This is a genomic window from Tenacibaculum sp. IB213877 (genome assembly GCF_034043975.1).
Classification (GTDB): Bacteria; Bacteroidota; Bacteroidia; order Flavobacteriales; family Flavobacteriaceae; genus Polaribacter.
This window is the reverse complement of record NZ_JAXCHH010000006.1, coordinates 46,041-71,024: the sequence shown is the minus strand read 5'-3', so window position 1 is coordinate 71,024 and position 24,984 is coordinate 46,041. Positions and strand designations below refer to the sequence as shown.

Below are 24,984 nucleotides of genomic sequence, written 5' to 3'. Positions count from 1 at the left end.
AAAAATTCCTGAGAAATCAGGAATTTTTTTATTGGTATATTTGAGTTCAAAAACAAAAATTATGAGCATTCAACAACAAGTAACGGATAAAATGAAAGAAGCTATGAAGTCTAAAAACACAGTAGCTTTAACTGCTTTAAGAGCCTTAAAATCGGCTTTTATGTTAGCTCAAACAGAAGCTGGAGCTGGAGATTTGTCTGAAGAACAAGAATTAAAGATTGTTCAAAAGCAGGTAAAACAAAGAAAAGACAGCGCCAAAGTATTTCAAGAGCAAGATAGAGAAGATTTAGCAGAACCAGAATTAGCAGAAGCAGCCGTATTAGAACAGTTTTTGCCAGAAGCTCTAAGTGATGAAGAAATTACAGAAGTAGTTGAGCAAACTATTGAGAAAACAGGTGCAAGCGGAATGAAAGATATGGGAAAGGTAATGGGAATTGTGTCTAAGCAATTGGCAGGGAAAGCAGATGGGAAAACTATTTCAGCAATTGTAAAAGAAAAATTGTCATAACTTTTATTATGGCCCCATAGTTCAACTGGATAGAATATCAGATTTCGGCTCTGAGGGTTGGGGGTTCGAATCCTCCTGGGGTCACAAAAAAATAAACCTCGAAGCTTACTTCGAGGTTTATTTTTTTATTAGTTTATGATGGATTTCAAATTTGCAATTGTGGCAGTAGGATCTTCACTTTTAAAAACAAAGCTTCCAGCTACTAAAGCATCTGCTCCAACTTCTATTAGTTTGTTAGCATTTTGATCGGTAACTCCTCCGTCTACTTCAATTAGCGTATCAGTTTCACTAAATTCAATTAAATTTTTTAACTGCTGAATTTTTTTGTACGTATTTTCTATGAATGATTGTCCGCCAAAACCAGGATTTACACTCATAATAAGTACTAAATCTATATCATTAATAATATCTTCTAAAACAGCAATGGGTGTATGCGGATTTAAAGCTACACCAGCTTTCATACCCGCAGCTTTTATTGCCTGAATAGTTCTGTGTAAGTGTGTACACGCTTCGTAGTGAACAGTTAAAATATCTGCACCTAAATCTGCAAAAGTTTGAATGTATCTATCAGGATCAATAATCATTAAATGTACATCTATTGTCTTTTTTGCGTGCTTAGTAATTGCTTTTAAAACGGGCATTCCGTAAGAAATATTCGGAACAAAAACTCCGTCCATAATATCAATATGAAACCAGTCGGCATCACTATTGTTTACCATTTCAACATCACGCTGTAAATTGCCAAAATCTGCAGCTAAAATTGATGGGGCTATTAGTTTACTCATTGTATTTTGTTGTGTTGTTATTTTGCGCGTAAAAGTACAATATAAAAAAGAAAACTCTCAAAAAATTGAGAGCTTTCCATTCATTAATCAAAAAACGAATAGTTGTATAACTATTTGTTGTGTTTGTATGTTTTAACCTAAATAGGTCATTAAAATTTTACTTCTAGAGGTGTGTTTTAACCTTCTAATTGCTTTTTCTTTAATTTGACGAACACGCTCACGTGTTAGATCAAATGTTTCACCAATTTCTTCTAAGGTCATTGGCTGATGTTCTCCCAATCCAAAGTATAATTTAACTACATCGGCTTCACGAGGAGTTAATGTTTCTAAAGCTCTATTAATTTCAATTCGTAAAGATTCATGTAATAAAGTTTTATCTGGGTTTGGAGATTCTCCAGAGTTTAATACATCGTATAAGTTAGAATCTTCTCCTTCAATTAAAGGAGCATCCATTGATACGTGGCGCCCAGAGTTTTTCATTGATTCTTTTACATCGCTTACAGTCATATCTAACTTCTTCGCAATTTCTTCTGCACTTGGCGGACGCTCATTTTCTTGCTCTAAAAACGCATACATTTTATTGATTTTGTTAATAGAACCAATTTTGTTTAATGGTAAACGTACAATACGAGATTGTTCAGCCAATGCTTGTAAAATTGATTGACGAATCCACCATACAGCGTAAGAAATAAATTTAAAACCACGAGTTTCATCAAAACGTCTTGCGGCTTTAATTAACCCTAAGTTTCCTTCATTAATTAAATCAGGTAAGGTTAATCCTTGATTTTGGTATTGTTTAGCTACAGATACTACGAAACGTAAATTTGCTTTGGTAAGCTTTTCTAAAGCTCTTTCATCACCTGCTTTAATTCTTTGTGCTAATTCTACTTCTTCATCAGCAGTGATAAGATCTACTTTTCCTATTTCTTGCAAATATTTGTCTAAAGACGCGGTTTCTCTATTAGTAACCTGTTTTGTAATTTTAAGTTGTCTCATGTACTTAAAAGGTAATTTAAATTAATTATTAATTGACCTGCATTACTTTATACGTTTAAAAAACAATGAATGTTACAAAAAAGTAAAGTTTTTTTCTAAAAATATTTTTATTGTAATAATTAATACTAAATTTATAAACAGTTTAAGTACAAAAAGTGACTTACTATTATATTGTGTGTCTAATAAAATATATCCTACTTAGTAAGTAATTGCCTTTGAAAACTATCGATGCTACAAAATTGAGCGATGAAGAGCTTGTTAAGAAAATAGTAGAAAATAATGATACTCATTTATTCGCTATTTTATATGACAGGTATGGTCGTGTAGTGTATAATAAATGTTACGGATTTTGTAAAAGTAAAGAAGAAGCACAAGATTTGGCACACGATGTTTTTGTACAACTCTTCGTTAAAATAAGAATGTTTAAAGGAAAGTCTAAGTTTTCTACTTGGTTGTATTCCTTTACTTATAATTTCTGTGTAAATTACGTTCAAAGAAATAGCGCCAAAAAGAAAGAAAAGAATACCATAGTAACAGATGTTATTAAAGATGAAGATATTAATGACAACCAAATTGATGATGCATCTTTATTTGAAATGAAGTCTGATTTACTTGCTAAAGCGCTTGAAATAATAGATCCGGCAGATAAAATGATCTTATTAATGAAATATCAGGATGATATGAGTTTAAAAGAAATTCAGGAATCTTTAGATCTGAAAGAAAGTGCAGTGAAAATGCGATTAAAAAGAGCAAAGGAAAAAGTAGTTAAAGCGTATAATGAATTATTGTAATTATGGATAATCCGTTTAAAAAAATATTACATAATGAGGAGTTGCCAGAAGTACTCAAGGAAAGAGTGCTTAACGATGTGGCAATGATCAAATTGTCTATAGATATGGCGGATTTATTTGTAGTTAAATATCCTAATACTATAGGAGATCTTCTTACTGGAGGAGAAAGAAACGACAAGAAAGAAAACTAAACTAAACTAAATAAAACTAACTTAAGCTTAATACCATGTCAGATTTTAAAAATGAAATTTTAGCACCCTTTCAAAAAATATTTGAAGATATACTTAATGCACTACCAACGTTATTCAAGTTTTTAGCATTTGTAATTTTTGCATGGTTATTTATAAAAATAGTTATTTATGTAATTAGAAAAATATTATCAAAAACAAATATTGATCAATGGTCAAAAAAATTAAGTGAAACTAAAATTTTTGGAGATACTACTATAAACATAGTGTTAACCAAAGTAATTTTAGGAGTATTAAAATGGTTTTTGATTTTCATTTTTGTAATGGTGGGAGCAGATATGTTTGGTATGGATGCTGTTTCTGATGGAATAAGAAGCTTTTTTGCTTATTTACCCAAACTATTAACTGCTTTAGCAATTTTTGTTGGAGGAGCTTATTTAGGCACTGTTGTAAAAAAAGCTATACAGTCTACTTTTAAGTCATTAGATTTAACAGGAGGAAATTTGGTAGGTAATATTGTCTTTTACATTATTGTAGTTTTTTTATCCATTACAGCATTAGATCAAGCAGAGGTAGATACTTCTATTATTAAAAGTAATGTTACTTTATTATTAGGATCTATTTTATTAGCTTTTACCATAGCCTTTGGGTTGGGAGCAAAAGATGCTGTTGCAAGATTATTATTTGGTTATTATTCAAGAAAAAATATTGAAATTGGTTCAGAAATTAAAATTGGCGAGGTAGAAGGAGTAGTGGTGGCTATTGATAATATTTGTGTAACCGTTGCTACAGCTAAGGGAGAGAAAATAATACTACCTATTAAAGAAGTTGTTGATACTAAAATAATTATAAAAAAATAAAGCGGATTTAAAAAAATAACTATATTTGTTATATAGTTTATCATAATGGACTTGTTTTTAATTCAATTTGAATATACAAATTCAATTAAAACCAAAATACTAATTGGTAGATTTCGGGGGACTTCTATCTAATTTGCTGTAAGAAATTACAGCCAAAAAGGGTTGCTTTAGCAACCCTTTTTTTATTCGTTTTACTCAAAAGCAAGATGGATGAAAATACCTCGAGTTCCCATAAAATCAATTGGATCTGTCCAAGCACTCGGACTTCTATTGTCATATTTTAACTCGTTATTAATAGCAAAAATACCACGAATAGATGGTGAAAATTTAAAGTAAGGCAGGTAAAAATCCATTCCAATACCTAATTCATACATGAAGTTGCTTGATTTTTGTCTGAATTCACCAGAAAAATTATCATCCTGATTACCTTCATTGCTTGAAAAGTTGTAATCATATGAAATACCACTTAAAACATAAGGTCTAACATTGTTTAATCTATTTGTACTAAACTTAAAAATTAAAGGAACGTGTAAATAAGTGTTTCCTGCTTCTCTTGTACCTTCATTTTCGTTAGCAATATGCTTAAAACGGAGTGTTTTAGTGTTTGATATCAACCCAGGCTCAAAACGTAGGTTGATATTGTTGTGTAAACGCAAATCAGCAATTAAACCAACATTAAAACCAACAGAAGCTTCAACTTCAACTTCAGGATTTGTTGTTATGGTTGTTGGTTTGTACGCTACTTTAAAATCATTTTTATTCAAACCCAAATAAAAACCGTAATGAAACAAAGGCTTGTCAAAATTAGGAAGGTTTAAAACTTTTTCTTTTTGAGCAAAAGAGTTTTGTATAACTAATAGTAAAAAACTGAATAAAAAGATTTTCTTATGCATATTACTTGGTTGATGTATAAATAGAGGCAACTCCAAAGGTTACCGGTAAATTCTTTGCATTCTTAAACCCGTTTTTTTCTAAAATATTGTTAAATGCTTTTCCAAAAGGGAAAGAATTTGCACTTTCAGATAGGTAAGAGTATGCAACTTTGTCTTTTGAAAACATTTTACCTATGGTTGGTAGAATAAAGTTTGTGTAGAATTTATATCCCTGTTTAAAAGGAAATTTTGTTGGATTCGAGGTTTCTAATACTACAAATTTTCCTCCTGGTTTTAATACTCTATGTATTTCGGTAAGTCCTTTATCTAGGTTTTCAAAGTTTCTAACACCAAAAGAAACAGTAATAGCATCAAAAGTATTGTCTTCAAAAGGAATATTTTCGCTATCACCCACAACCATTTCAATAGTGTCTGATAAATTTGCTTTGGCAATTTTTTGTTTTCCAACCTCTAACATTCCTTGAGAAATATCTAATCCAACTATTCTGATAGGATGTAAAGAAGCCATCATAATAGCCAAATCACCAGTTCCTGTAGCAATATCTAAAATTTGTTTAGGATTGTTTTCTCCAACAAGTTTTACTACTTTTTTTCGCCAACTAACATCAATTCCTAAAGATATTACACGATTTAATTCGTCGTAATTTTCAGAAATATTATCAAACATTTGAGCTACTTGCTCTTTTTTACCTAGTTCTGAGTCCTTGTACGGTTTAACTTGTTTACCCATTAATTGCTACTACTTCGTTTATTTGGTTTGGTAACATTTCTTTTAACATGGTTTCAATACCATTTTTTAAAGTGATGGTAGAAGATGGACAGCCACTACATGCACCTTGTAATATTACACTTACTTTTTTACTATCTGTATCGTATGCTTTAAAAGCAATGTTTCCTCCATCAGATGCTACAGCAGGTTTAATATATTCATTTAAGATATCAACAATTTTTGCAGAAGTGTCATCAAGGTTCTCTTTAGAGATTTCAACATTTTGTTCAGTTTCCTTCTTCGGTAGTTCTGCTATAATTGTTTTTCCTTCTTGAATATAATTACGAATAAATGTACGAACTTCTTGATAAACGTCATTCCAATCTACCATGTCATACTTAGTAATAGAAATATAGTTCTCAGAAATAAAAACTTCTTTTATAAAAGGAAAGTTAAATAACGCGGTTGCTAATGGAGATGATTTGCTAGCCTCATCAATATTTTTATATTCAACATCTGTTTGAGTTAAGGGCTTGTTAGTGCCAAACTTCATAACTGTTGGGTTTGGCGTTACTTCTGCATACACTTCAACAGCTTCTTTTTTAGTTGCAGCCTGTTCATTAACAACTGCATTGCCATCTTGTAAATAAGCTTCTATTTGTTCTCTAACTTCTTCTTCTACATCATTCCACTGTACTATATCATAGCGTTGAATTGCTATAAAATTAGCTGTAATAAATACCTTTTTTACAAAAGGTAAATAAAATAATTGCTGTGCTAAAGGAGAGTTTTTAGCTTCGTCTATGTTATTATATTCATAACTACCGCCATTTATTAAAATAGTATTGCTTATAAATTTTAAAATAGTTTCGTTGGCAGTTTCTTGTATATTAATTTTAATTGTACTCATAAAAAATAAATGAACGACAAAATTACGGTAAAAAACTGATATTTTAAGGTATAAAAAAATCCTGTTTTAAACAGGATTTTTTTATTCTTATAGGTTAAATGTGAGAGTTCCGGATATTCTTGAGGTATTATTGTCTAAAACAACATCACCATTGTTATACAAAGAATAGAACTCTTTGTTTTCTGAATTTGTATATCCTAAATCGAATTTAACATTACCAAAATTATAACCTAAACCGGCTGAAAAACCTCTAACATTATCTTTATTAGTATTACCCCCTGCTAAAAGATTAGGATCTTTTTCGTAGTGGTATCCTGCTCTTACTCTCATTTTGTCAAAACGCCATTCTGCACCGATGTTTAAAGCGTGAGTTCCTCTATAATTATTTGTAAAGTTTGAGTTTTCTTGTTCAAAACCTGGATCTCTATATTTTATATTCTTGTAATCTTTATAAGTATAGTCAACACTAATCAAACCATCTTTACCAAAAATATAAGCACCACTGGCAGTAAGTCTACTTGGAGATTTGAATTTATATACATATAAATCAGCAATAAAAGTATCATCATAGGTTTCAAGATCTAAATTTGACACACCGTCCATTGTTAATCTATTTGCATAATCCTCAACAATCTCTTGATACCATGTTGGTGTTTCATATGCTAATCCCAAACGTAAGTTTTGGTCGAATTTATAAATAAATCCAAAACTTAAAGAAAATCCACTTCCATCATAAATAATATCTTCAACTTCTGCAATATCTAATATATTACCATCAACATCATCATTTATTTCATTTAGGTATGCAGTTTGATGATATCTCAAGTCATGAAAATTTAAGGAAGCACCTACAAATAATTTATTTTGATGTACTGCGGAAAATCCAACATTAAAAACGCTTGTTTGACCGCTTGTTGAACTTTCAGCATATTGGTCGATACTTCTATCAAATTGAGTTGGTGTAGCACTATTATCAGAAAAGTGTTCTGGGTAGAATAAAGCCCCACTGTTACCTTGCACTGAATAATACCCATCAAAGTCTTTTTTCATTCTATAGTTAAAGGTAAAAGCAAAACGGTTCCAATCAGAATTATAGGCTGTATCAAAACTTAAAATTCCACCTGCTTGTGAAATATTAAAATAATCATCTTGGAAAGCAGTATTGTTTCCGTAGTATGAAGAGGAGTAATCTGTATTTCTGTTATTTAAAGTAATAGAAAATTTATTGTTAATGGCAACAGCACCACCTGCTGGGTTAATTCCTGTTGCAGAAACATCTCCACCTAAGGCTCCAAAAGCACCGCTCATGGCTTCAAAACGAGCTGTTCCGTAATTGTCATCTTTAGAGAATAATACTCCTAAATCATTATAACTTAATGATTGAGCAAAGGACGTAAAAGTCACGGTAGCTAAAGCTACAAATGTTAAAACTTTTTTCATTTTGCGTTTTTATATTAGGTGTTTGTTATCTTCTTGATCTTGAGTTTCTTGATGATGATCTGCTTGAAGAACTCCTGTTTGAGGCAGAATTTCTGGAAGAACTACGATTACTTGAGTAGCTTCTGTTATTACTTCTCGAAGAGCTTCTATTAGAATAGTTACGAGAAGAGCTATTATTTCTGTTAGAAGACTTGTAAGATTTAGTTCTGCCACTTTTTTCTGTTGAATAACTTCTGCGAGTTCTTTTTGTAGTTTCTTTTGTAGAACGTACTTTATCAGAAGTTGAATAGTTATTAGCTTCACGAGTTTTTACTCTTCTTGAATCATTTACAGTTTTATAACCTCCTGTAACGTAGTGAGATCTTGTTCCTCCACGAGTAGATCTTATAGTTCTAGTACCTCTTGTGCTTCCAGAACTTCTACTTGGACTGTAAGTTCTGGTTCTAGAACCACTTCTGTCAATTCTTGTTGCTCTTTGAGAACGAGTTGATGGAGTAGTAGATCTTCTGTAAACATTAGATGATCTTCTTGAGGTTGTAGCTTTTCTATAAGTTGATCTTCTCGAACTTGTTCTTGCAGTTACTGAAGAGCTTCTTCTGTATGGATTTGCTCCTCTGTATACATTTCTTCTATAATATCTATCATTATAATATCGGTTGTATCTGTATGGATAACCGTAATTTCTGTAGTAAGGGTAATAATAAGGATTGTAATAACCTGCACCAACATAAAAACCTGTATTCCAATAGTAAGGAGAATGATATGGGTGCCAGTAAGGATTGTATCCCCAACTATAGCCCCATCTAGATCTCCAAGGACGATACCAATAATAATCGCTCCAGTAAGGATCGTAGTAATTCCATCCATTATAACCACCAAAAGTGTTAACGTTAATTACCACATCCGTACCTGAATTATAACCCCAAGGTTCGTTTGTATTGTAAGTGATTTGTGTTTCAGGTTCTTGTTCTTCTATAACATCATCGTATTCATATTCACCTGAATTATAATCTTCAATGTCTGTTAAGATATCAGTACCATTCAATTCATCCAAACGCTCTAATTCTTTAGTAAAGTAGTTATCATTGTATTCTTGATATTCCCTTTGATCGGTAACAATTACCCTACGCTGCGGTTGTTCAATGTCGTCGGCATAAATTCCATCATCACTACCAGTAACCGTTTGAGCTGTTCCGCAAGAAACAAGTAGCGTTACTAAAAGAAATGATAAAATATAAAGTGGAAGTTTGGCGTTGGTGTAATATGACTTCATATCTTAAATAATTTAGGTTTGAATTTATTCATTTTGTAAATGATATGCAAAATTTAATTTCTTTGTTGGGCTTATTACCTTTTTAACGTAGTTTTGCAAACACAATTTACGCATAAAAATACACAATATTTATGCCAAACTTTTGATTATGAGTAAACATTTAACAAAAAGAGCAGAAGACTATTCAAAATGGTATAACGAGCTAGTTATAAAAGCTGATTTAGCTGAAAACTCAGCTGTTAGAGGGTGTATGGTAATTAAGCCCTACGGATTTGCAATTTGGGAAAAAATGCAGGCAGAATTAGACAGAATGTTTAAAGAAACCGGTCACCAAAATGCGTACTTTCCTCTTTTTGTGCCCAAGAGTTTGTTTGAAGCTGAAGAAAAGAATGCAGAAGGTTTTGCTAAAGAATGTGCGGTAGTTACTCATTATCGTTTACAATCAGATCCTGATAACGAAGGAAAATTAAGAGTTGACCCAGAAGCTAAATTAGAAGAAGAATTAGTAGTAAGACCTACTTCAGAGGCTATTATTTGGAATACATACAAAGGATGGATCCAGTCATACCGAGATTTACCATTATTAATAAATCAATGGGCTAATGTAGTAAGATGGGAAATGCGTACACGTTTGTTTTTGCGTACAGCAGAATTTTTATGGCAAGAAGGGCATACTGCTCATGAAACTAAACAAGAAGCATTAGCAGAAGCACGCCAAATGCAAGAAGTATATGCAAATTTTGCTGAAAATTTTATGGCAATGCCAGTAATTAAAGGAGCCAAAAGTGAAAGTGAACGATTTGCAGGTGCCGATGATACGCTTACTATTGAAGCCTTAATGCAAGATGGAAAAGCATTACAAGCAGGAACATCTCACTTTTTAGGTCAGAACTTTGCTAAAGCATTTGATGTTAAATTTACTTCAAAAGAAGGAAAACAAGAATATGTTTGGGCTACGTCTTGGGGAGTTTCTACACGTTTAATTGGAGGGTTAATTATGACACATTCAGACGATGCAGGATTAGTTTTACCACCAAAGTTAGCACCTATTCAGGTTGTAATTGTTCCTATTTATAAAGGAGAAGATCAATTAAAAGTTATTTCTGATAGAGTAGATACTATTGTTAAAGAATTAAGAGCAAACGGAGTTTCGGTTAAATTTGACGACAGAGACACTATGCGCCCTGGAGCAAAATTTGCTGAGTATGAATTAAAAGGAGTGCCTTTACGTATTGCTATGGGAAATCGTGATTTAGAAAATGGCACAGTAGAAATAGCAAGAAGAGATACATTTGAAAAGCAAACTATTGATCAGGATGATATTACTAAAACAGTAATTAAGCTTTTAGATGAAATTCAAGAGAGTTTATACAACAAAGCTTTAAATTACCGTAATGAGCATATTACAGAAGTAAACACATTTGAAGAGTTTAAAGATGTAATCAAAAACAAAGGTGGATTTGTATCAGCACATTGGGATGGAACAGCAGAAACTGAGGATAAAATTAAAGAATTAACCAAAGCAACTATTAGGTGTATACCTAATGATGTAAAAACTGAAGAAGGAGTTTGTGTGTTAACAGGTTCTAAATCAACTAAGAGAGTTTTATTTGCAAAAGCGTACTAAAAAAAATAAAAAAAGTTGTTGTGCAAATTAAAAACAGTTTTTATATTTGCACCCGCAATTGCAAAAAAGCAATGGTCCGTTCGTCTAGGGGTTAGGACGCCAGGTTTTCATCCTGGTAACACGGGTTCGATTCCCGTACGGACTACAAGTTCTATAGCTTCGAAATTAATATCGGAGCTTTTTTTATCAAATTGATAATTAAAGAAATAAAAATGTTGCAGATATAAAAAAGAGTTGTATATTTGCACCCGCAATCAATAAGATTGTACTGGTCCGTTCGTCTAGGGGTTAGGACGCCAGGTTTTCATCCTGGTAACACGGGTTCGATTCCCGTACGGACTACAAAGGTTTTTATAAACAATTAAGAATTTTACAAAATGGCAAATCATAAGTCAGCATTAAAAAGAATTAGAAGTAACGAAACGAAGCGCTTAAGAAACAAGTATCAGCATAAAACTACACGTAATGCTGTTAGAAAATTAAGAGCTACAACAGATAAGAAGGAAGCAGAAGGAATGTTTTCGTCAGTTGTTTCTATGCTAGATAAATTAGCAAAAAACAACATTATTCATAAGAATAAAGCAGCAAACTTGAAGTCTAAGTTAGCTAAACATGTAGCTGCTTTATAAGAGTTTTAAGGTTAGTTAATATAAAAAGCATCACATAATAAATGTGATGCTTTTTTGTTTTATAAATATTTTAATTACTTGGCTTTAATTTTCTTATAAAATTACCAATCATATTTTTTGTGTGCGTCTAGTCTTATAAAAATAAATAGAAGTAATGTAAATCCCCATAGACCTGATCCTCCATAACTAAAAAAAGGCAATGGAATTCCTACCGTTGGAAGCAAGCCTATAACCATACCTATATTAACAATTATATGAAAAAAGAGGATTGATGCTAAGCCGTATCCATATATGCGTCCAAATTTGTTAGTATGTGTTTCAGCAAGGTAAATAATTCTGTAGAGTAGCCCCATAAATAAAATAATTACTAAGCTGCTTCCCCAAAAACCCCATTCTTCACCTACAGTACTAAAAATATAATCGGTGTGTTGTTCGGGTACAAAATGCCCTTGAGTTCTATCTCCTTGTAAGTATCCTTTTCCCCAAAAACCTCCAGAACTAATAGTTAATTCTGATTGATAAGAATTGTATCCTATGTTTTTGGTATCAATTTTTCTACCTAAAAGAACATCAAAGCGATCTCTATGTCTTTGTTCAAATACACTATTGTAAGCAAAACCTACGCCATATACAAAAAGACCTACTATTGCATATATAGTTAGGAAGCGTAAAAGGTTAAATCTTAAAAACTGTCTTTCTTTATACATTCCATACAGCAATGCTAATGTAATTAATATAAAACAGGCTAGTAATATGATTTTAGTGCCAAAGTAGAGGGTTAATATAAATAGTAAAATAGCTAAAAAGCCTAAAATGATATATGATAATGTTAAACCTTCTCTATTTAATACAAAAAAGAAAGAAAGATAAATAAGTGCAGATCCTGGGTCTGGTTGTAAAGTAATTAAAAAGGCAGGAGTAAAAATGATGATAAAAGCTTTTATCTGATTTTTAATTAGTTTTAAGCTATATTGTCTATCGCTCATTAATTTAGCAACTGCCAAAGCAGTAAAGGCTTTAGCAAATTCTGATGGTTGTAAACCAACTCCGCCAAAATTATACCATGATGTTGCTCCGTTGATATTTTTTCCAAAGAGAAAAAGACCTACTAGTGAAGTTAAAGATATTAAATAAAGCACGCTTGCAAAGCGTTCGTAAAATTTTGAATTAAAAAAGAGAATAAATATAATTAAAGGAAAACTTAAAAAAATCCAAAGAATTTGTTTACCATATTTAGTTGAAAAATCAAACACTTCTCCAGAGGTATTGGTTGATGAGGCTGCATATATATTCATCCAGCCAAAAGCCACAAGTATAAAGTACAATAGAATTAAAACCCAATCAAGGTTTAAGAAGATGTTGTTTTTTTCTTGTCTCAAGAGAGTCTGTTTTTTGAATTTGTTTATCGTAAATATTTTGTAAGCTCATATTAATCATTCGCTCTTCAATATGTTTTCTAGAAATATCTCCTTTCAAATATTTTTCAATCATTAAACTAGTAATGGGAGCAGCAATAACAGATCCGTAACCGCCATTTTCTACAAAAACGGCCATAGCTATTTTAGGGTTTTCTTTAGGGGCAAAAGCCACGAGTATTGAATGATCTTCAAGTTGCACTTTTTCGCCATTTACTTTCATGTAATTTTCTACCGTACCTGTTTTTCCGCAAATTTCAATACCTTTAACTTGACTCCATTTACCGGTTCCTGTTTTAAAAACTTCAAGCATTGCCTCTACAGCAGGGGTAAAATATTCTGGATCTATACTTGTTTTTTTTGCTATGGTGTATTTAGTATTTTGAATTTGATTATTACTTATTTTTTTTACAATATGCGGTGTGTAATAAAAACCTCTGTTAGCAATTGCTGCTGTAGCATTTGCTAATTGTATAGGAGTAGTTAGCACTTCTCCTTGACCTATTGCGTTAGATATATTAGTGGTTGGGCCCCACCCAAATTTATACCAATCATTATAAAATTTAGCATCGGGAATATAGCCTTTTTGCCCAACAGGCAAATCGTATCCTAAATAATTACCTAAACCAAAGCTTTTTACATGATTACTCCAATTATCAAAACCTATTTCTGTTTTGTCTGCTTTGTCGATTATTTTTCTGTATACCGTTGCAAAATAACTGTTGCAAGATTTTGCAATTGCAGTTTTAAGGCGGATGGGTCTGCCATACGTACCGCAGTGACAACCCATGAATTCATGTGGTTTTTTACCATACCTATATCCTCCATAACAGCGAACGGTAAACTTTTCATCTATCACTTTTTCTTGTAGTCCTATTAATCCGTTAATTATTTTAAAAGGAGAACCAGGGGAATATACACCTTGTAAGCCTCTGTCATAAGTTGGGTTGTTAATAGTGTCTCCAAATAATTTTACGGAGTTTGCAGATCGTTCTCTACCTACCATCATATTTGGATCGTAAGAAGGAGCAGTAACTAATGCTAAAATTTCACCGGTAGAAGGTTCTATGGCAACAATACCACCTCTTTTTCCGGCCATTAATTTTTCACCATATTGCTGTAATTCGGTATCTATGGTTAACATCAGATCTTTTCCGGGAACAGCAAGTGTATCGTACATTCCATCTTTATATGAACCAGTAATTTTGTTGAGGTTATTTCTTTTAAAATGTTTCTTTCCTTTTATTCCGCGTAAAACATTTTCATATTCTTTTTCAACACCCCACCAACCAATAAGTTCGCCTTGTTCATAATAGTCGCTATTTTTAGCAACTTGTTCATTTACTTCACTAATATAACCTACTACATTGGCAGCTGATTTAATAGGGTAATTTCTAATGATACGTTTTTGAATATAAAAACCTTTGTATTTATGTAATTTTTCTTGTAAAAAAGCAAAATCTTCTTTAGCTAATTGTTTTACAAAAACAGAAGGCAACCAGCGAGCATATTTTTCTGCTTTTTTATATTTTTCTTTAAATTCTTCTTTGGTTATTTTTAAAAGAGAACAAAACTCTAGGGTATCTAAAGGCTTAACATCTTTTGGTGTTACCATTACATCGTAAGAGAGTTGGTTGGCAACAAGCAATTTTCCTTTTCTGTCATAAATATATCCTCTTTCAGGATAGTCATACTCAATTTTTACGGCAGCACTTTGCACCGGATTTGTTTTACTACCTATAATTATTTGTAGTTGAAAAAGCCTTCCTATGTATATAAAACCTATTAAAGTAATTAAGAAAATAAGTAAAATGTTTCTTTTCACAAACTATACCTTTCTACTAAAAATGAAACTTCCTAAAAAATAAAGCAATAATGTAAACATACTTGATAAAATAGTGTTTATAATTACTTTTGAAAAATTATGAAAGCTAAAATTAATTAAACTATATAGAATAAAATGATGAATAAAAGTTAAAATTACAATGTAGTTAAAAACCTTACCAAAACTTTCTTGTTCTAGTTTAAAAAACTCAAAATCGCTCTCGGTTTTTTGAAAAACCACTCTAAAGAAATACAAACGTAAAAAAGCTATAGTTAGTGTGGCAAAGGCATGAATTCCTCCTGAGTTTGAAAAAAAATCAATAATTAGTCCTAATAAAAAAGCATAAGTTAAAAAAGGAAAACGATTTTTACTTAACGGAAACTGAAATATAAAAACGATATATAAATACGGATTTACATACCCAAAAAGTAATACATTGTTTAATATTAGTACTTGTAATAATATTAAAAAAGAGAATAAAAATATGTAGTAAAGACTTTTATTCATTAGGGGTTTGTAGTTTTTTTATTTCCTCTTTATCAAAGTTTTTAATAATATAAACAGTGCTTAAGTTACTCATATCATTAAATAATTTGACATTAATAGTGTTTAATGCAGATGTGTTTTTTGGAACTTCCATTACCGTTCCTATCAATATTCCTTCAGGAAAAATAGTTGATTTACCTCCAGTAATTATTGTATCTCCAATAGTATATGTGGCTTGCCTTGGAATGTCTGTAAGCTGAACTGTATTAAAATCATTTCCATTCCATGTTAAGGTACCAAAATGAAAACTGTTTTTAAAACGAGCATTTATTTTACTATTTCTGTTTAAAATTGATTGAACTCTTGCGTATGAGTTTGAAACATTATCAGTAATTCCAATAATACCTTTATTGTTTACTACAGCCATTTCAGAAGTTATCCCTTGTTTTATACCTCTATTAAGGGTTAAAAAATTATAAGGTTTATGAAATTCATTATTTATAATTTTACCATTTATGTATTGGTATTGCTGCTTATAGTTAGTAGTGTCTGTAACTTTTATTGTTACAATTGTATCTGAATAATAATGATATTTCTCTAAAAGGTTCTTTAGTTTATTATTTTCTTCAACAAGAATTTGATTTTGAGTTTTTAAATCAAGATATTCAGATAATTCTGCTCTTTTTTTATAAAGCCCACCAGTAATAAAATTTGTAGAGCTTATAAATTTGCTCTTATGGAAGTTATGGTTATTAATAATTAAAACAAGAGCAATAAACTGTAACAGCAAAAAATACAAGAAGTATTTATACTTCTGAAGAAAATAAATGAGCTGTTGCATGTTTAATTATTACTTAATCAATACACTTTTATATCTGTCTAAATCTTTTAGGGCAATACCAGTTCCTCTAACTACAGCTCTTAGTGGGTCTTCAGCTACATAAACAGGTAAATCTGTTTTTCTTGATAAACGTTTATCTAAACCGCGAAGCATAGAGCCGCCTCCTGCTAAATAGATACCAGTATTATATATATCTGCAGCTAATTCTGGAGGGGTTTTAGATAGGGTTTCCATCACTGCATCCTCTATACGTAAAATAGATTTATCGAGGGCTTTAGCAATTTCTCTATAAGAAATTTGAACCTGTTTAGGTTTTCCGCTTAACAAATCACGACCTTGAACCATCATATCTTCTGGTGCATCGTCTAAATCTTCAGTAGCAGCACCAATTTGAATTTTAATTTTTTCAGCAGTTGTTTCTCCCACATGAAGATTGTGTTGTGTACGCATATAATACATAATATCACTTGTAAATAAATCTCCTGCTACTTTTACAGATTGATCACAAACAATACCAGCTAATGCAATTACTGCTATTTCTGTTGTACCACCTCCTATATCAATAATCATGTTTCCTTTAGGCTCCATAATATCAATACCTACACCAATGGCTGCTGCCATTGGTTCATAGATAAGGTATATTTCTTTGGCATTCATATGACGAGCAGAGTCAATTACTGCACGTTTTTCAACTTCTGTAATACCAGAAGGAATACAAATGACCATTCTTAAGGAAGGAGGGAATAGTTTTTTTCTAATATCTGGAATTTGTTTTACAAATTCTTTAATCATTTCTTCAGATGCCTGAAAATCAGCAATTACTCCATCTTTTAATGGGCGAATGGTTTTTATGTTTTCATGGGTTTTTCCTTGCATTTTCTGTGCCTCTTTACCAGTGGCAATAATTTTACCGGTAACTCTGTTACGAGCAACTATTGAAGGGCTATCAATAACAACTTTACCATTATGAATTATAAGTGTATTAGCTGTTCCTAAATCGATGGCAATATCTTCAGTTAAAAAATCGAAAAATCCCATATAATTATGTTAATTATTTTATTCTTTATAAATGATGTATTCTCGCAAATCTATGAAAAAATGTAAGAAATTACATCATAATTCTTAATGTTTAAAATGTCTGGTTCCTGTAAATACCATTGATAAATCATGTGTATTACAATAATCAATACTTAATTGATCTTTTATAGAGCCTCCAGGTTGTATTACGCTTTTGATTCCTGCATTATCTGCTATTTCAACACAGTCTGGAAAAGGAAAAAAAGCATCACTTGCCATAACTGCTCCGCTTAAATCAAAATTAAAGCTTTTTGCTTTTTCAATAGCTTGACGCAAAGCATCTACACGACTTGTTTGGCCTGTGCCACTTGCGCATAATTGTTTGTTTTTTGCTAATACGATAGTATTAGATTTTGTGTGTTTGCAAATTTTTGATGCAAATAACAAGTCCTCTAACTCACTTTCAGAAGGTTTATTGTTAGTTGCATATGATAAATCTTCAAGTTGATCAGTTTTATTGTCTTTGTCTTGAACTAATACTCCATTTAAAGCAGTTCTTACAGTTTGAGTTGGCAGCTCAACATCTTTTTGAATTAAAATGATTCTATTTTTTTTGCTTTTTAAAATTTCTAATGCATCTGCATTAAAGTTAGGGGCAATAACCACTTCACAAAATAAATTATGAATCTCATCCGCAGTGGACTTATCAATAGTTGTATTAGCAATTAAAATTCCTCCAAAAGCAGAAACAGGATCTCCGGCTAAGGCATCAACATAAGCTTGATGAATAGTTTTGCGTTGTGCAAAACCACACGCATTGTTGTGTTTTAAAATTGCAAAAGTTGGATCTTCACCTGTAAATTCATTCATTAAGTTTACAGCTGCATCAACGTCTAATAAGTTGTTGTAACTAAGTTCTTTTCCATGCAGCTTATCAAACATGCTATCTAAGTTCCCAAAGAAATAACCTTTTTGATGTGGGTTTTCACCATATCTTAAGGTTTGAGAAGTTTGTTCGCTTACTTTATAAACTGTTTCTTCTTCATTAAAATAAGTAAAGATAGCAGTGTCATAATGAGACGAAATGTTAAATGCTTTTGCAGCAAAACGTTTTCTGTCAGCAATAGTAGTTTCTCCTTTATTTTCAGAAATTATATGTAAGAATTCATCATATTGTTCCATTGAAGAAACAATGAATGTGTCTTTAAAATTTTTTGCTGCTGCACGAATTAAAGAAATACCTCCAATATCAATTTTTTCTATAATATCTTGTTCAGAAGCACCTGAAGCAACTGTTTTCTCAAAAGGATATAAATCTACAATTACTAAATCTATTTGCGGAATATTGTATTCTGTTAATTCAGCAATATCATTCTCGTTTTCTTGTCGGTTTAATATACCTCCAAATACTTTTGGATGTAATGTTTTTACTCTTCCTCCTAAAATGGAAGGGTAGGATGTAACATCCTCTACAGGAACTACATCAATACCTAACTCTTTGATGAATTTTTCTGTTCCGCCTGTAGAGTATATAGTAACTCCTAAATCGTTAAGTTTTTTAGCTATTGGTGCTAATCCGTCTTTGTGAAAAACAGAAATTAAAGCAGATTTAATGGTTTTTTTTGTGCTCATTGTTGTGTTGTTGTTGAGCAAACAAACTTACTAAAACTAAAGTCGGTGTGCAATACAATTTAACAAGATCGTCAACAAAAAAATCGGAAAAGTTTATTGCTGTTTATAGCTCACTTTTCCGATTTTTTTCCGACGCTTCAAATAACTTTTATTCTGCATTTTCTAAGAAATCACGAAACCAAAGTGCAAATTTTTGAAGAAAGGTCAATTTTTCTGTTTGGGCTGTATTGCCCAAAACTTCGTAAGAGGGGAATTGCTTACTCATGTTAATAGGGGATTAAAAGAGTTAGTAAATAATTTTTGTGCTAACAAATATATACAAAAAAACTTAACAACCAAGTGTTTACCTATTTTTTTACAAAAAAACTGCAATTTCCTTACAAATGTACTCTAGTAACTCTTCGTCTTTTTTAGTAAAAGGATTAATTGTATGAGAATCAATATCTATTTGACCTATGTTTTCTCCATTTACAAAAATGGGAATTACAATTTCTGATTTTACCTTCCAACCACAAGAAATATAGTTGTCTTGTTCGGTTACATCTTGAACTACAAAGTTTTCATTACTAACAGCAACTTGACCACAAATTCCTTTACCAAAAGGAATAATAGTGTGTTCTGTAGGTTCACCAGCAAATTGAGCTAATTTTAATTCTTCTTTATTTCCATTTTTAAAATAAAAACCAACCCAATCATAATAAGAGATTTCTGATTTTAAATAATCACAAATAGCTTGTAGTTTTTCTTCAGTTGTAATAGTATTGCTTAGAATACTATTGATTTTAGTTTTAATAGATTCAATATTCATGAGGGATAATTAGATCATTTTTAAATTGTTAATTTCTAATTGAGTTAATTCTCTCCATCTACCGCGAGGCAAATTCTTTTTAGTTAATCCTGCAAAAACCACGCGATCTAGTTTAGTAACATTGTAACCAAAATGTTCAAAAATTTTACGTACAATACGGTTTCTGCCTGAGTGAATTTCTATTCCAACTTCATTTTTCTTCTGACCTTCTACGTAGGAAACAGCATCAATAAATACTTTTCTTCCTTCAATAATTACATCGCCTCTTAATTTATCTAGGTCAGAAAGAGTTAATTTTCTGTCAAGTGTAGCGTGGTATAGTTTACGAACATTGTGTTTAGGGTGCGTTAACTTTTTAGCCATTTCACCATCATTTGTAAAAAGTAAAAGACCTGTAGTGTTTCGATCTAATCTCCCAACAGGGTACACACGTTCTTTAGTAGCATTGGCAACAAGTTCCATTACAGTTTTTCTCCCTCTGTCATCTTCCATTGTAGTGATGTAATTTTTGGGCTTGTTTAATAAAATATAACGCTTTTGCTCTAAAGAAATTTGAGTTCCGTCAAAACGTACTTCATCGGTAGGTTGTACTTTGTAACCCATTTCTGTAATCAACTTACCATTAACGGTAACGCTACCTTGTTCAATGTATGTATCTGCTTCCCTACGAGAGCAAATTCCTGAATTGGCAATGAACTTGTTTAAACGAACACCTTCGTTTTCCTTTTTTTCAATGGGTTTATTGTTTTTTAAAGGCTTTTTAAAGTCTTTTTTGAATTGATTTCTTTGAGGAGATTTGCTGTTTTTACCAGCTTGTCGTCCTCTCGACGAGTTATTTTTGTTCATTTTGAATGTCTTTTTTAAAAAATGTGTGCAAAGATACGTTAAATGTTTGATTTTTAATCTAAAACCTCAACTACTTTGTCTAAAATTAATGTTCGATCTATAAAGAGTAAGCTAAAGACACCTATTAAAAGTAAGATTTTTAAAATATTATGTAATAATCTGTATTGATTTTTATGGGTGGCTTTATGTATATATATACCAACAAATACAAGCACAAAGCCTGCTAAGTAGAAGTAATATTTCATGTATTGTATGGCAGGATAGTTAAAAAGAATTGTAACAGGAACCAATGTTAACACTAATAATAAGACAATAAGTTGTTTGGTTTTTTTTTCGCCATAAGCAACAGGAAAAGTATTGTAATTATTAGCAATAGCACCTTTTATGTTTTCTAGATCTTTTATAAACTCTCTAACCATAATTACTAAAAACAAAAAAAAGGCATGCACAAAAATTACTTTTGAGAAGTTTTTATAATGTACAAAAACAACAAAAAAAGGTAAAAGCGTTAATATGGTAGCTGTGATTGAACCAGTAAGTGGATATTTCTTTAGTTTATGAGAATAAAACCAAATTCCAAAAATATAAACTGAAAAGAAAAGAGCAGCTCTCCAAGAAACTAACCAACCAAATCCAAAACCAATAAAGTTTAGAGTAAAATACAACATCAGTTTAGTTTCTTGCTTTACATAAGCGTCTAATCCTGATTTTAAAGGACGGTTAATCCGATCAGCTTTTACATCGTAAAAATTGTTGATAATATAACCAGAAGCTACTACGCAAACGGTAGCTAAAACTAAATAGAGTAGATGCCAGTCAAAAAGAATAGGTTTGACGGATTTTTTTTCTGAGAAAATGAAAATAGCTGCCAAATATTGAGCAGCTATTAACACTAGTATATTGTAACCTCTTACAACAGACAGTAGGCTAAAAAATTTGTAGAATATACTTCTGTTGTTAGTATCCATTAAAATCTATAAACTACTTCTAATTTATAATCTTTTAAACTTTCTTGTGCTTTTTCAAAATCTTCTGCAAAACCTAAAATATAGCCACCGCCACCAGATCCGCAAAGCTTTAAATAATAATCATTGGTTTGTAAACCTTGTTCCCATACTTTATGGAAAGCGGTAGGAATCATAGGTTTAAAGTTTGTTAAAACTACATTAGATAGTTTTTTAACATTACCGAATAATGATTTTACATTTCCTTTTAAGAAATCATCAATACAAGCATCTGTATACGTAGCAAACTCTTCACTGATCATTTTTCTAAAACCTTCATTTTTCATCTTATTCATAAAGATGTTAACCATAGGTTCTGTTTCACCAACTTGTTCAGAGTCTAATAAGAAAACAGCTCCTTTTCCTTCTTTTTGAGATGGAATGCCGGCAGGTTCAATATTTTCTGTAGAATTGATTAAGATAGGTAAGCTTAAATAAGAGTTTAAAGGGTCTAAACCAGAACTTTTTCCGTGGAAAAAAGATTCCATTAAAGAAAAAATTTGTTTAAGCTTTAAAAGTTTATCTCTAGTTAGGTTTTCTAGTACAGTTATTTTATCGGTAGCATATTTATCGTAGATTGAAGCAACTAAAGCTCCAGAACTACCTACTCCATATCCTTGTGGGATGGATGAGTCAAAGTACATACCATTATCAATATCTCTTTTTAATTCTTCTAAATTAAAAGAAACTATATCAGTTTCTAAATTTGATAGGTATGAATAAAATCTAGCTAAACTTTCATTTGATTTTTGTGCTTCTCCTGTTAAGTTTTGAGCCGATTTTAATGCTCCTTTATATGAGTTAAAAGGAATTGCTAATCCTTTAGAATCTTTAATAATTCCATACTCACCAAAGAGCAATATTTTTGCATAAAATAAAGGTCCTTTCATTTACTTTTTTTAAAATGCCAAATTTACACGAAAAAATAAACTGAAAATCAATTAGTAAACATTTTTGTAAAAAGTTTTCCAAACGCCAACTTTTTCACCGTCTCTGTATTTTCCTTTTGTTTCTATTTTTCCGTTTTTATAATAGGTTTTCCAATTACCTTCTTTTTTCCCATCTACATAATTTCCTTCTTCTTTAAGTTCGCCAGTTTCAAAATACACTCTTCTTAAACCGTCTAACTTACCATTTTTATAATTAGCTTTATGATAAGGCTTTCCGTTTGGGTGATAATAGGAAATCAAACCTTCAAACTCTTCTTCTAAAGGAGTATTGGTAGTGCTTAAACCTTCCATTTGAATTTGACCATCTTTGTAATAATCTACAATCCAATAGCCATTTTCTACTTTTTTAGGTTTTGGGCGATAATATTCACCATTGTTTTTTGTGGTTATTTGCCAATTGGCATCAAACCAAACGGTGTCTTGTGCTACTAATGTACTTGTTGTTAAAAAACTAACAAACATTGCTATAAGTAATGTTGAAGTTTTCATATTTTGAGGGTTTATAGGTTATAGTATTTTTGCGCCATAACCTGATTTATCACAAATATACTGATTTTTTTGGCAGTATGCTGCTAAAGTATTCTTAATAAACTGATTAATAGCCTCTTTTTCAGATGCTGGATAAAGTACATGAACATTGGCTCCTGCGTCTAATGTAAAACAAATATTACTGTCGTTTTCTTCTCTATATTTCCATATTTGATTTATGATTTCCAGAGTGTTAGGTTTCATTAAAATAAAATACGGATTACTTGTTAACATCATCGCATGAAGCGTTAAAGCTTCACTCTCAACCAAATTGATGAATTGTTTCATGTCTCCACTCTGAAGAATTTTAGAAAGCTTAGATAAATTTTCGTTAGCTTGTTTAAAACGGTTTTCTGCATATGGATGATCATGCATTAAATTATGACCAACGGTACTTGAAACTTGCTTTTCTCCTTTGTCAACTAATAAGATAGCGTCTTGATAATCTTCAAAAATAGGGTGGACTTTGTATGGGAATTTTACTCCGAATAGATCTGAGCTTCCTTTAATTTCTGGATGCTCTCCCCAAACTACTAAAGGGCCTTCAATACTCCTGCTAGCGCTACCAGAACCCAAACGAGCTAAAAAAGAGGCTTTTTTATTAAAATGCTCAGTAGTTATTTCAGGGCTCAATTCTTTTTCTAAACTTAATAAGCACATAGCAATAGCACTCATGCCACTTGCAGATGAGGCTATTCCGCTACTGTGAGGAAAAGAATTTTCTGAATGTATTTCCATTTTGTACTCCAAAATATAAGGACAATATTCTTGAATTCTTTCAAAGAATTTTGCAATTTTAGGTTTAAAGTCGTCTTTTTTCTTTCCTTCAAAATATAGCTCAAAATCTGCTTTTTCAACTTTATTAATTTTAGAAAAATTAATTTTTGTGGTAGTATGGCAGTTGTTTAGTGTAAAACTAATTGAAGCATTTTTTGGAATTTGCGGATCGCTTTTTCCCCAATATTTAACTAAAGCAATATTGCTTGGTGTTTGCCAAGTAAAACTTGCACTATCAATTGCTTTATCTTTAGTTATAAATAAAAATTCTGAAGTATTCAATGGTTGAAAATTTGCACAAAGATATAACTTTGCAATATGAACAGAAAAATAAAATTGATTTGGGATTTTAAAGGTCCAGATGGATATGAAACCGCCAAACATCATTGTATTCATTTAAGAGAGTTTGCTGCAATTGATAATTTACCGTATCATGAGGTGGATGCTAAGCAATTAAATCCTTTCCATACAGTAGCTTATATTGTAGTTGATGAAGAACATATGAAAACTTTTAGAGATGCTCTAAAACCTCATAGAGGTGAATTGGCTTAATTATTTGGAAAAATACACTATATTACAAACATAAATTATCCTGTTATGAAAGTAAGCGTATTTTTTTTAACGCTTTTGTGTTTAGTGTCGTTCACTGGTAAGGCACAATATAAATTCTCATCTTATGCTGCCCATAATTCAATTAAAGAAGCAATAGGAGTGAGCAGTGATATTATTAAAGCACGAACTCTAGATTTTGAAAAAAAAGCAGATGATAAGCCGTTAATGTTTCATCAGGTGAAAAAGAAAATAGGTGAATTAAATAGGCTTTCTAACAATCTAGTTGGGTATATAGAAAAAATTCAAAAAGAAGTTGACTCAGAGCGGGTTTTATATGAGTTGATTGATGATGATTTTTATGAAAATTTACTTTTTACCTCTAGAGGTGATTTAAGTTCTAAAGGGGAGAAATTAAAAATTAAAATAGATAGTTTATACAATTTTTCATCAACCATAAATATTCATCGTTTAACACATTTAGATAATTTTATAGACGAACATTTTAATACAAAAGGAGTTTTTTATGCAGATGAAAGAGAAATAGATTTTTTCGAATATCTGTTTTACGATAAATCTAATTACGGTATGATGATGACAATGAATTATTTGTTATTGGATGTAAAGACTTTTCAGCTTTTATATTTCGGTACAGTAATGAGTTATTAATTTTTTTACTCAAAACTATTCTAAAATT

At 31.2% G+C, this 24,984-nt stretch carries 27 protein-coding genes and 3 tRNA genes; 11 read left to right on the top strand and 19 right to left on the bottom strand.

Going from position 1 to position 24,984, the window contains the following annotated elements:
• The first annotated feature begins 61 nt into the window (after positions 1–61).
• A complete protein-coding gene (locus SLH33_RS07930) occupies positions 62–508 on the top strand; it encodes a GatB/YqeY domain-containing protein (protein ID WP_320418550.1) in 447 nt (148 codons plus the stop codon).
• A 10-nt stretch (positions 509–518) separates the two neighbouring features.
• Positions 519–592, top strand: a tRNA-Arg gene (locus tag SLH33_RS07925).
• 44 nt (positions 593–636) lie between these two features.
• Here the strand turns inward: SLH33_RS07925 and rpe are convergent.
• Positions 637–1,293, bottom strand: a complete 657-nt coding sequence (gene rpe, locus SLH33_RS07920; RefSeq protein ID WP_320418549.1) for a ribulose-phosphate 3-epimerase — start codon at positions 1,291–1,293, stop codon at positions 637–639.
• A gap of 132 nt (positions 1,294–1,425) precedes the next feature.
• Positions 1,426–2,289, bottom strand: coding sequence for an RNA polymerase sigma factor RpoD/SigA (locus SLH33_RS07915; protein ID WP_320418548.1), 864 nt, complete (start codon positions 2,287–2,289; stop codon positions 1,426–1,428).
• A gap of 215 nt (positions 2,290–2,504) precedes the next feature.
• Between SLH33_RS07915 and SLH33_RS07910 the strand changes: the two genes are divergently transcribed.
• From SLH33_RS07910 to SLH33_RS07900, 3 genes are read left to right on the top strand one after another with little or no spacing between them, the layout of a single operon-like run.
• Positions 2,505–3,080, top strand: coding sequence for a sigma-70 family RNA polymerase sigma factor (locus tag SLH33_RS07910; RefSeq protein ID WP_320418547.1), 576 nt, complete (start codon positions 2,505–2,507; stop codon positions 3,078–3,080).
• Positions 3,081–3,121: 41 nt separating this feature from the next.
• Positions 3,122–3,271: a hypothetical protein gene (locus SLH33_RS07905; RefSeq protein WP_320418546.1), complete on the top strand. Its 150-nt coding sequence runs from the start codon at positions 3,122–3,124 to the stop codon at positions 3,269–3,271.
• 35 nt (positions 3,272–3,306) lie between these two features.
• Positions 3,307–4,128, top strand: coding sequence for a mechanosensitive ion channel family protein (locus SLH33_RS07900; protein ID WP_320418545.1), 822 nt, complete (start codon positions 3,307–3,309; stop codon positions 4,126–4,128).
• Between the two features lie 191 nt (positions 4,129–4,319).
• Here SLH33_RS07900 and SLH33_RS07895 read toward each other — a convergent pair whose 3' ends face one another.
• From SLH33_RS07895 to SLH33_RS07875, 5 genes are all read right to left on the bottom strand, one after another.
• Positions 4,320–5,021, bottom strand: coding sequence for a porin family protein (locus SLH33_RS07895; RefSeq protein WP_320418544.1), 702 nt, complete (start codon positions 5,019–5,021; stop codon positions 4,320–4,322).
• Between the two features lies 1 nt (position 5,022).
• A complete protein-coding gene (gene ubiE / locus SLH33_RS07890; protein WP_320418543.1) occupies positions 5,023–5,751 on the bottom strand; it encodes a bifunctional demethylmenaquinone methyltransferase/2-methoxy-6-polyprenyl-1,4-benzoquinol methylase UbiE in 729 nt (242 codons plus the stop codon).
• Positions 5,744–6,640 carry a NifU family protein gene (locus tag SLH33_RS07885; protein ID WP_320418542.1) on the bottom strand — a complete coding sequence of 299 codons (897 nt, stop codon included), beginning with the start codon at positions 6,638–6,640 and terminating at the stop codon, positions 5,744–5,746. Before SLH33_RS07885 ends, ubiE begins: the two co-directional genes overlap by 8 nt.
• An 87-nt stretch (positions 6,641–6,727) precedes the next feature.
• Positions 6,728–8,080 (bottom strand): hemin receptor, encoded by a 1,353-nt coding sequence (locus SLH33_RS07880; protein ID WP_320418541.1) that lies wholly within the window; start codon positions 8,078–8,080, stop codon positions 6,728–6,730.
• 25 nt (positions 8,081–8,105) lie between these two features.
• Positions 8,106–9,353 (bottom strand): hypothetical protein, encoded by a 1,248-nt coding sequence (locus SLH33_RS07875; RefSeq protein WP_320418540.1) that lies wholly within the window; start codon positions 9,351–9,353, stop codon positions 8,106–8,108.
• A 148-nt stretch (positions 9,354–9,501) separates the two neighbouring features.
• Here SLH33_RS07875 and proS point away from each other — a divergent pair, with 148 nt between their 5' ends.
• The 4 genes from proS to rpsT all read left to right on the top strand — a co-directional run bounded on the left by proS (position 9,502) and on the right by rpsT (position 11,609).
• Positions 9,502–10,980 (top strand): proline--tRNA ligase, encoded by a 1,479-nt coding sequence (gene proS, locus SLH33_RS07870; RefSeq protein ID WP_320418539.1) that lies wholly within the window; start codon positions 9,502–9,504, stop codon positions 10,978–10,980.
• Positions 10,981–11,053: 73 nt separating this feature from the next.
• Positions 11,054–11,125: transfer RNA gene (locus SLH33_RS07865), tRNA-Glu, on the top strand.
• Positions 11,126–11,250: 125 nt separating this feature from the next.
• A tRNA-Glu gene (locus tag SLH33_RS07860) sits at positions 11,251–11,322 on the top strand.
• A 35-nt stretch (positions 11,323–11,357) separates the two neighbouring features.
• Positions 11,358–11,609 carry a 30S ribosomal protein S20 gene (rpsT, locus tag SLH33_RS07855; protein WP_320418538.1) on the top strand — a complete coding sequence of 84 codons (252 nt, stop codon included), beginning with the start codon at positions 11,358–11,360 and terminating at the stop codon, positions 11,607–11,609.
• 101 nt (positions 11,610–11,710) lie between these two features.
• Here rpsT and rodA read toward each other — a convergent pair whose 3' ends face one another.
• The 12 genes from rodA to SLH33_RS07795 all read right to left on the bottom strand — a co-directional run bounded on the left by rodA (position 11,711) and on the right by SLH33_RS07795 (position 24,020).
• A complete protein-coding gene (gene rodA / locus SLH33_RS07850) occupies positions 11,711–12,988 on the bottom strand; it encodes a rod shape-determining protein RodA (protein WP_320418537.1) in 1,278 nt (425 codons plus the stop codon).
• Positions 12,951–14,849, bottom strand: a complete 1,899-nt coding sequence (mrdA, locus tag SLH33_RS07845) for a penicillin-binding protein 2 (protein ID WP_320418536.1) — start codon at positions 14,847–14,849, stop codon at positions 12,951–12,953. The genes rodA and mrdA overlap by 38 nt, the downstream gene beginning before the upstream one ends.
• A 3-nt stretch (positions 14,850–14,852) precedes the next feature.
• Positions 14,853–15,356 (bottom strand): rod shape-determining protein MreD, encoded by a 504-nt coding sequence (locus SLH33_RS07840; protein ID WP_320418535.1) that lies wholly within the window; start codon positions 15,354–15,356, stop codon positions 14,853–14,855.
• A complete protein-coding gene (gene mreC / locus SLH33_RS07835) occupies positions 15,349–16,176 on the bottom strand; it encodes a rod shape-determining protein MreC (RefSeq protein ID WP_320418534.1) in 828 nt (275 codons plus the stop codon). The genes SLH33_RS07840 and mreC overlap by 8 nt, the downstream gene beginning before the upstream one ends.
• A gap of 9 nt (positions 16,177–16,185) precedes the next feature.
• The gene (locus tag SLH33_RS07830; protein WP_320418533.1) at positions 16,186–17,214 is read right to left on the bottom strand and encodes a rod shape-determining protein; all 1,029 of its coding nucleotides are present in this window, start codon (positions 17,212–17,214) and stop codon (positions 16,186–16,188) included.
• Positions 17,215–17,298: 84 nt separating this feature from the next.
• Positions 17,299–18,825, bottom strand: a complete 1,527-nt coding sequence (purH, locus tag SLH33_RS07825; RefSeq protein ID WP_320418532.1) for a bifunctional phosphoribosylaminoimidazolecarboxamide formyltransferase/IMP cyclohydrolase — start codon at positions 18,823–18,825, stop codon at positions 17,299–17,301.
• A 355-nt stretch (positions 18,826–19,180) separates the two neighbouring features.
• Positions 19,181–19,633, bottom strand: coding sequence for a GAF domain-containing protein (locus SLH33_RS07820; protein ID WP_320418531.1), 453 nt, complete (start codon positions 19,631–19,633; stop codon positions 19,181–19,183).
• Between the two features lie 9 nt (positions 19,634–19,642).
• Complete coding sequence (locus SLH33_RS07815) at positions 19,643–20,479, bottom strand: pseudouridine synthase (RefSeq protein WP_320418530.1); 837 nt, start codon at positions 20,477–20,479, stop codon at positions 19,643–19,645.
• 53 nt (positions 20,480–20,532) lie between these two features.
• A complete protein-coding gene (locus SLH33_RS07810; protein ID WP_320418529.1) occupies positions 20,533–21,447 on the bottom strand; it encodes a geranylgeranylglycerol-phosphate geranylgeranyltransferase in 915 nt (304 codons plus the stop codon).
• Complete coding sequence (locus SLH33_RS07805) at positions 21,447–22,373, bottom strand: mevalonate kinase (protein ID WP_320418528.1); 927 nt, start codon at positions 22,371–22,373, stop codon at positions 21,447–21,449. Before SLH33_RS07805 ends, SLH33_RS07810 begins: the two co-directional genes overlap by 1 nt.
• A gap of 51 nt (positions 22,374–22,424) precedes the next feature.
• Positions 22,425–22,922 carry a hypothetical protein gene (locus tag SLH33_RS07800; protein WP_320418527.1) on the bottom strand — a complete coding sequence of 166 codons (498 nt, stop codon included), beginning with the start codon at positions 22,920–22,922 and terminating at the stop codon, positions 22,425–22,427.
• A gap of 18 nt (positions 22,923–22,940) precedes the next feature.
• Positions 22,941–24,020 carry a diphosphomevalonate decarboxylase gene (locus SLH33_RS07795; protein ID WP_320418526.1) on the bottom strand — a complete coding sequence of 360 codons (1,080 nt, stop codon included), beginning with the start codon at positions 24,018–24,020 and terminating at the stop codon, positions 22,941–22,943.
• 36 nt (positions 24,021–24,056) lie between these two features.
• On the opposite strand from SLH33_RS07795, the gene SLH33_RS07790 reads away from it, so the two are divergent.
• Positions 24,057–24,290, top strand: a complete 234-nt coding sequence (locus SLH33_RS07790; RefSeq protein WP_320418525.1) for a hypothetical protein — start codon at positions 24,057–24,059, stop codon at positions 24,288–24,290.
• Positions 24,291–24,335: 45 nt separating this feature from the next.
• A complete protein-coding gene (locus SLH33_RS07785) occupies positions 24,336–24,956 on the top strand; it encodes a hypothetical protein (protein WP_320418524.1) in 621 nt (206 codons plus the stop codon).
• Positions 24,957–24,984 lie beyond the last annotated feature (28 nt).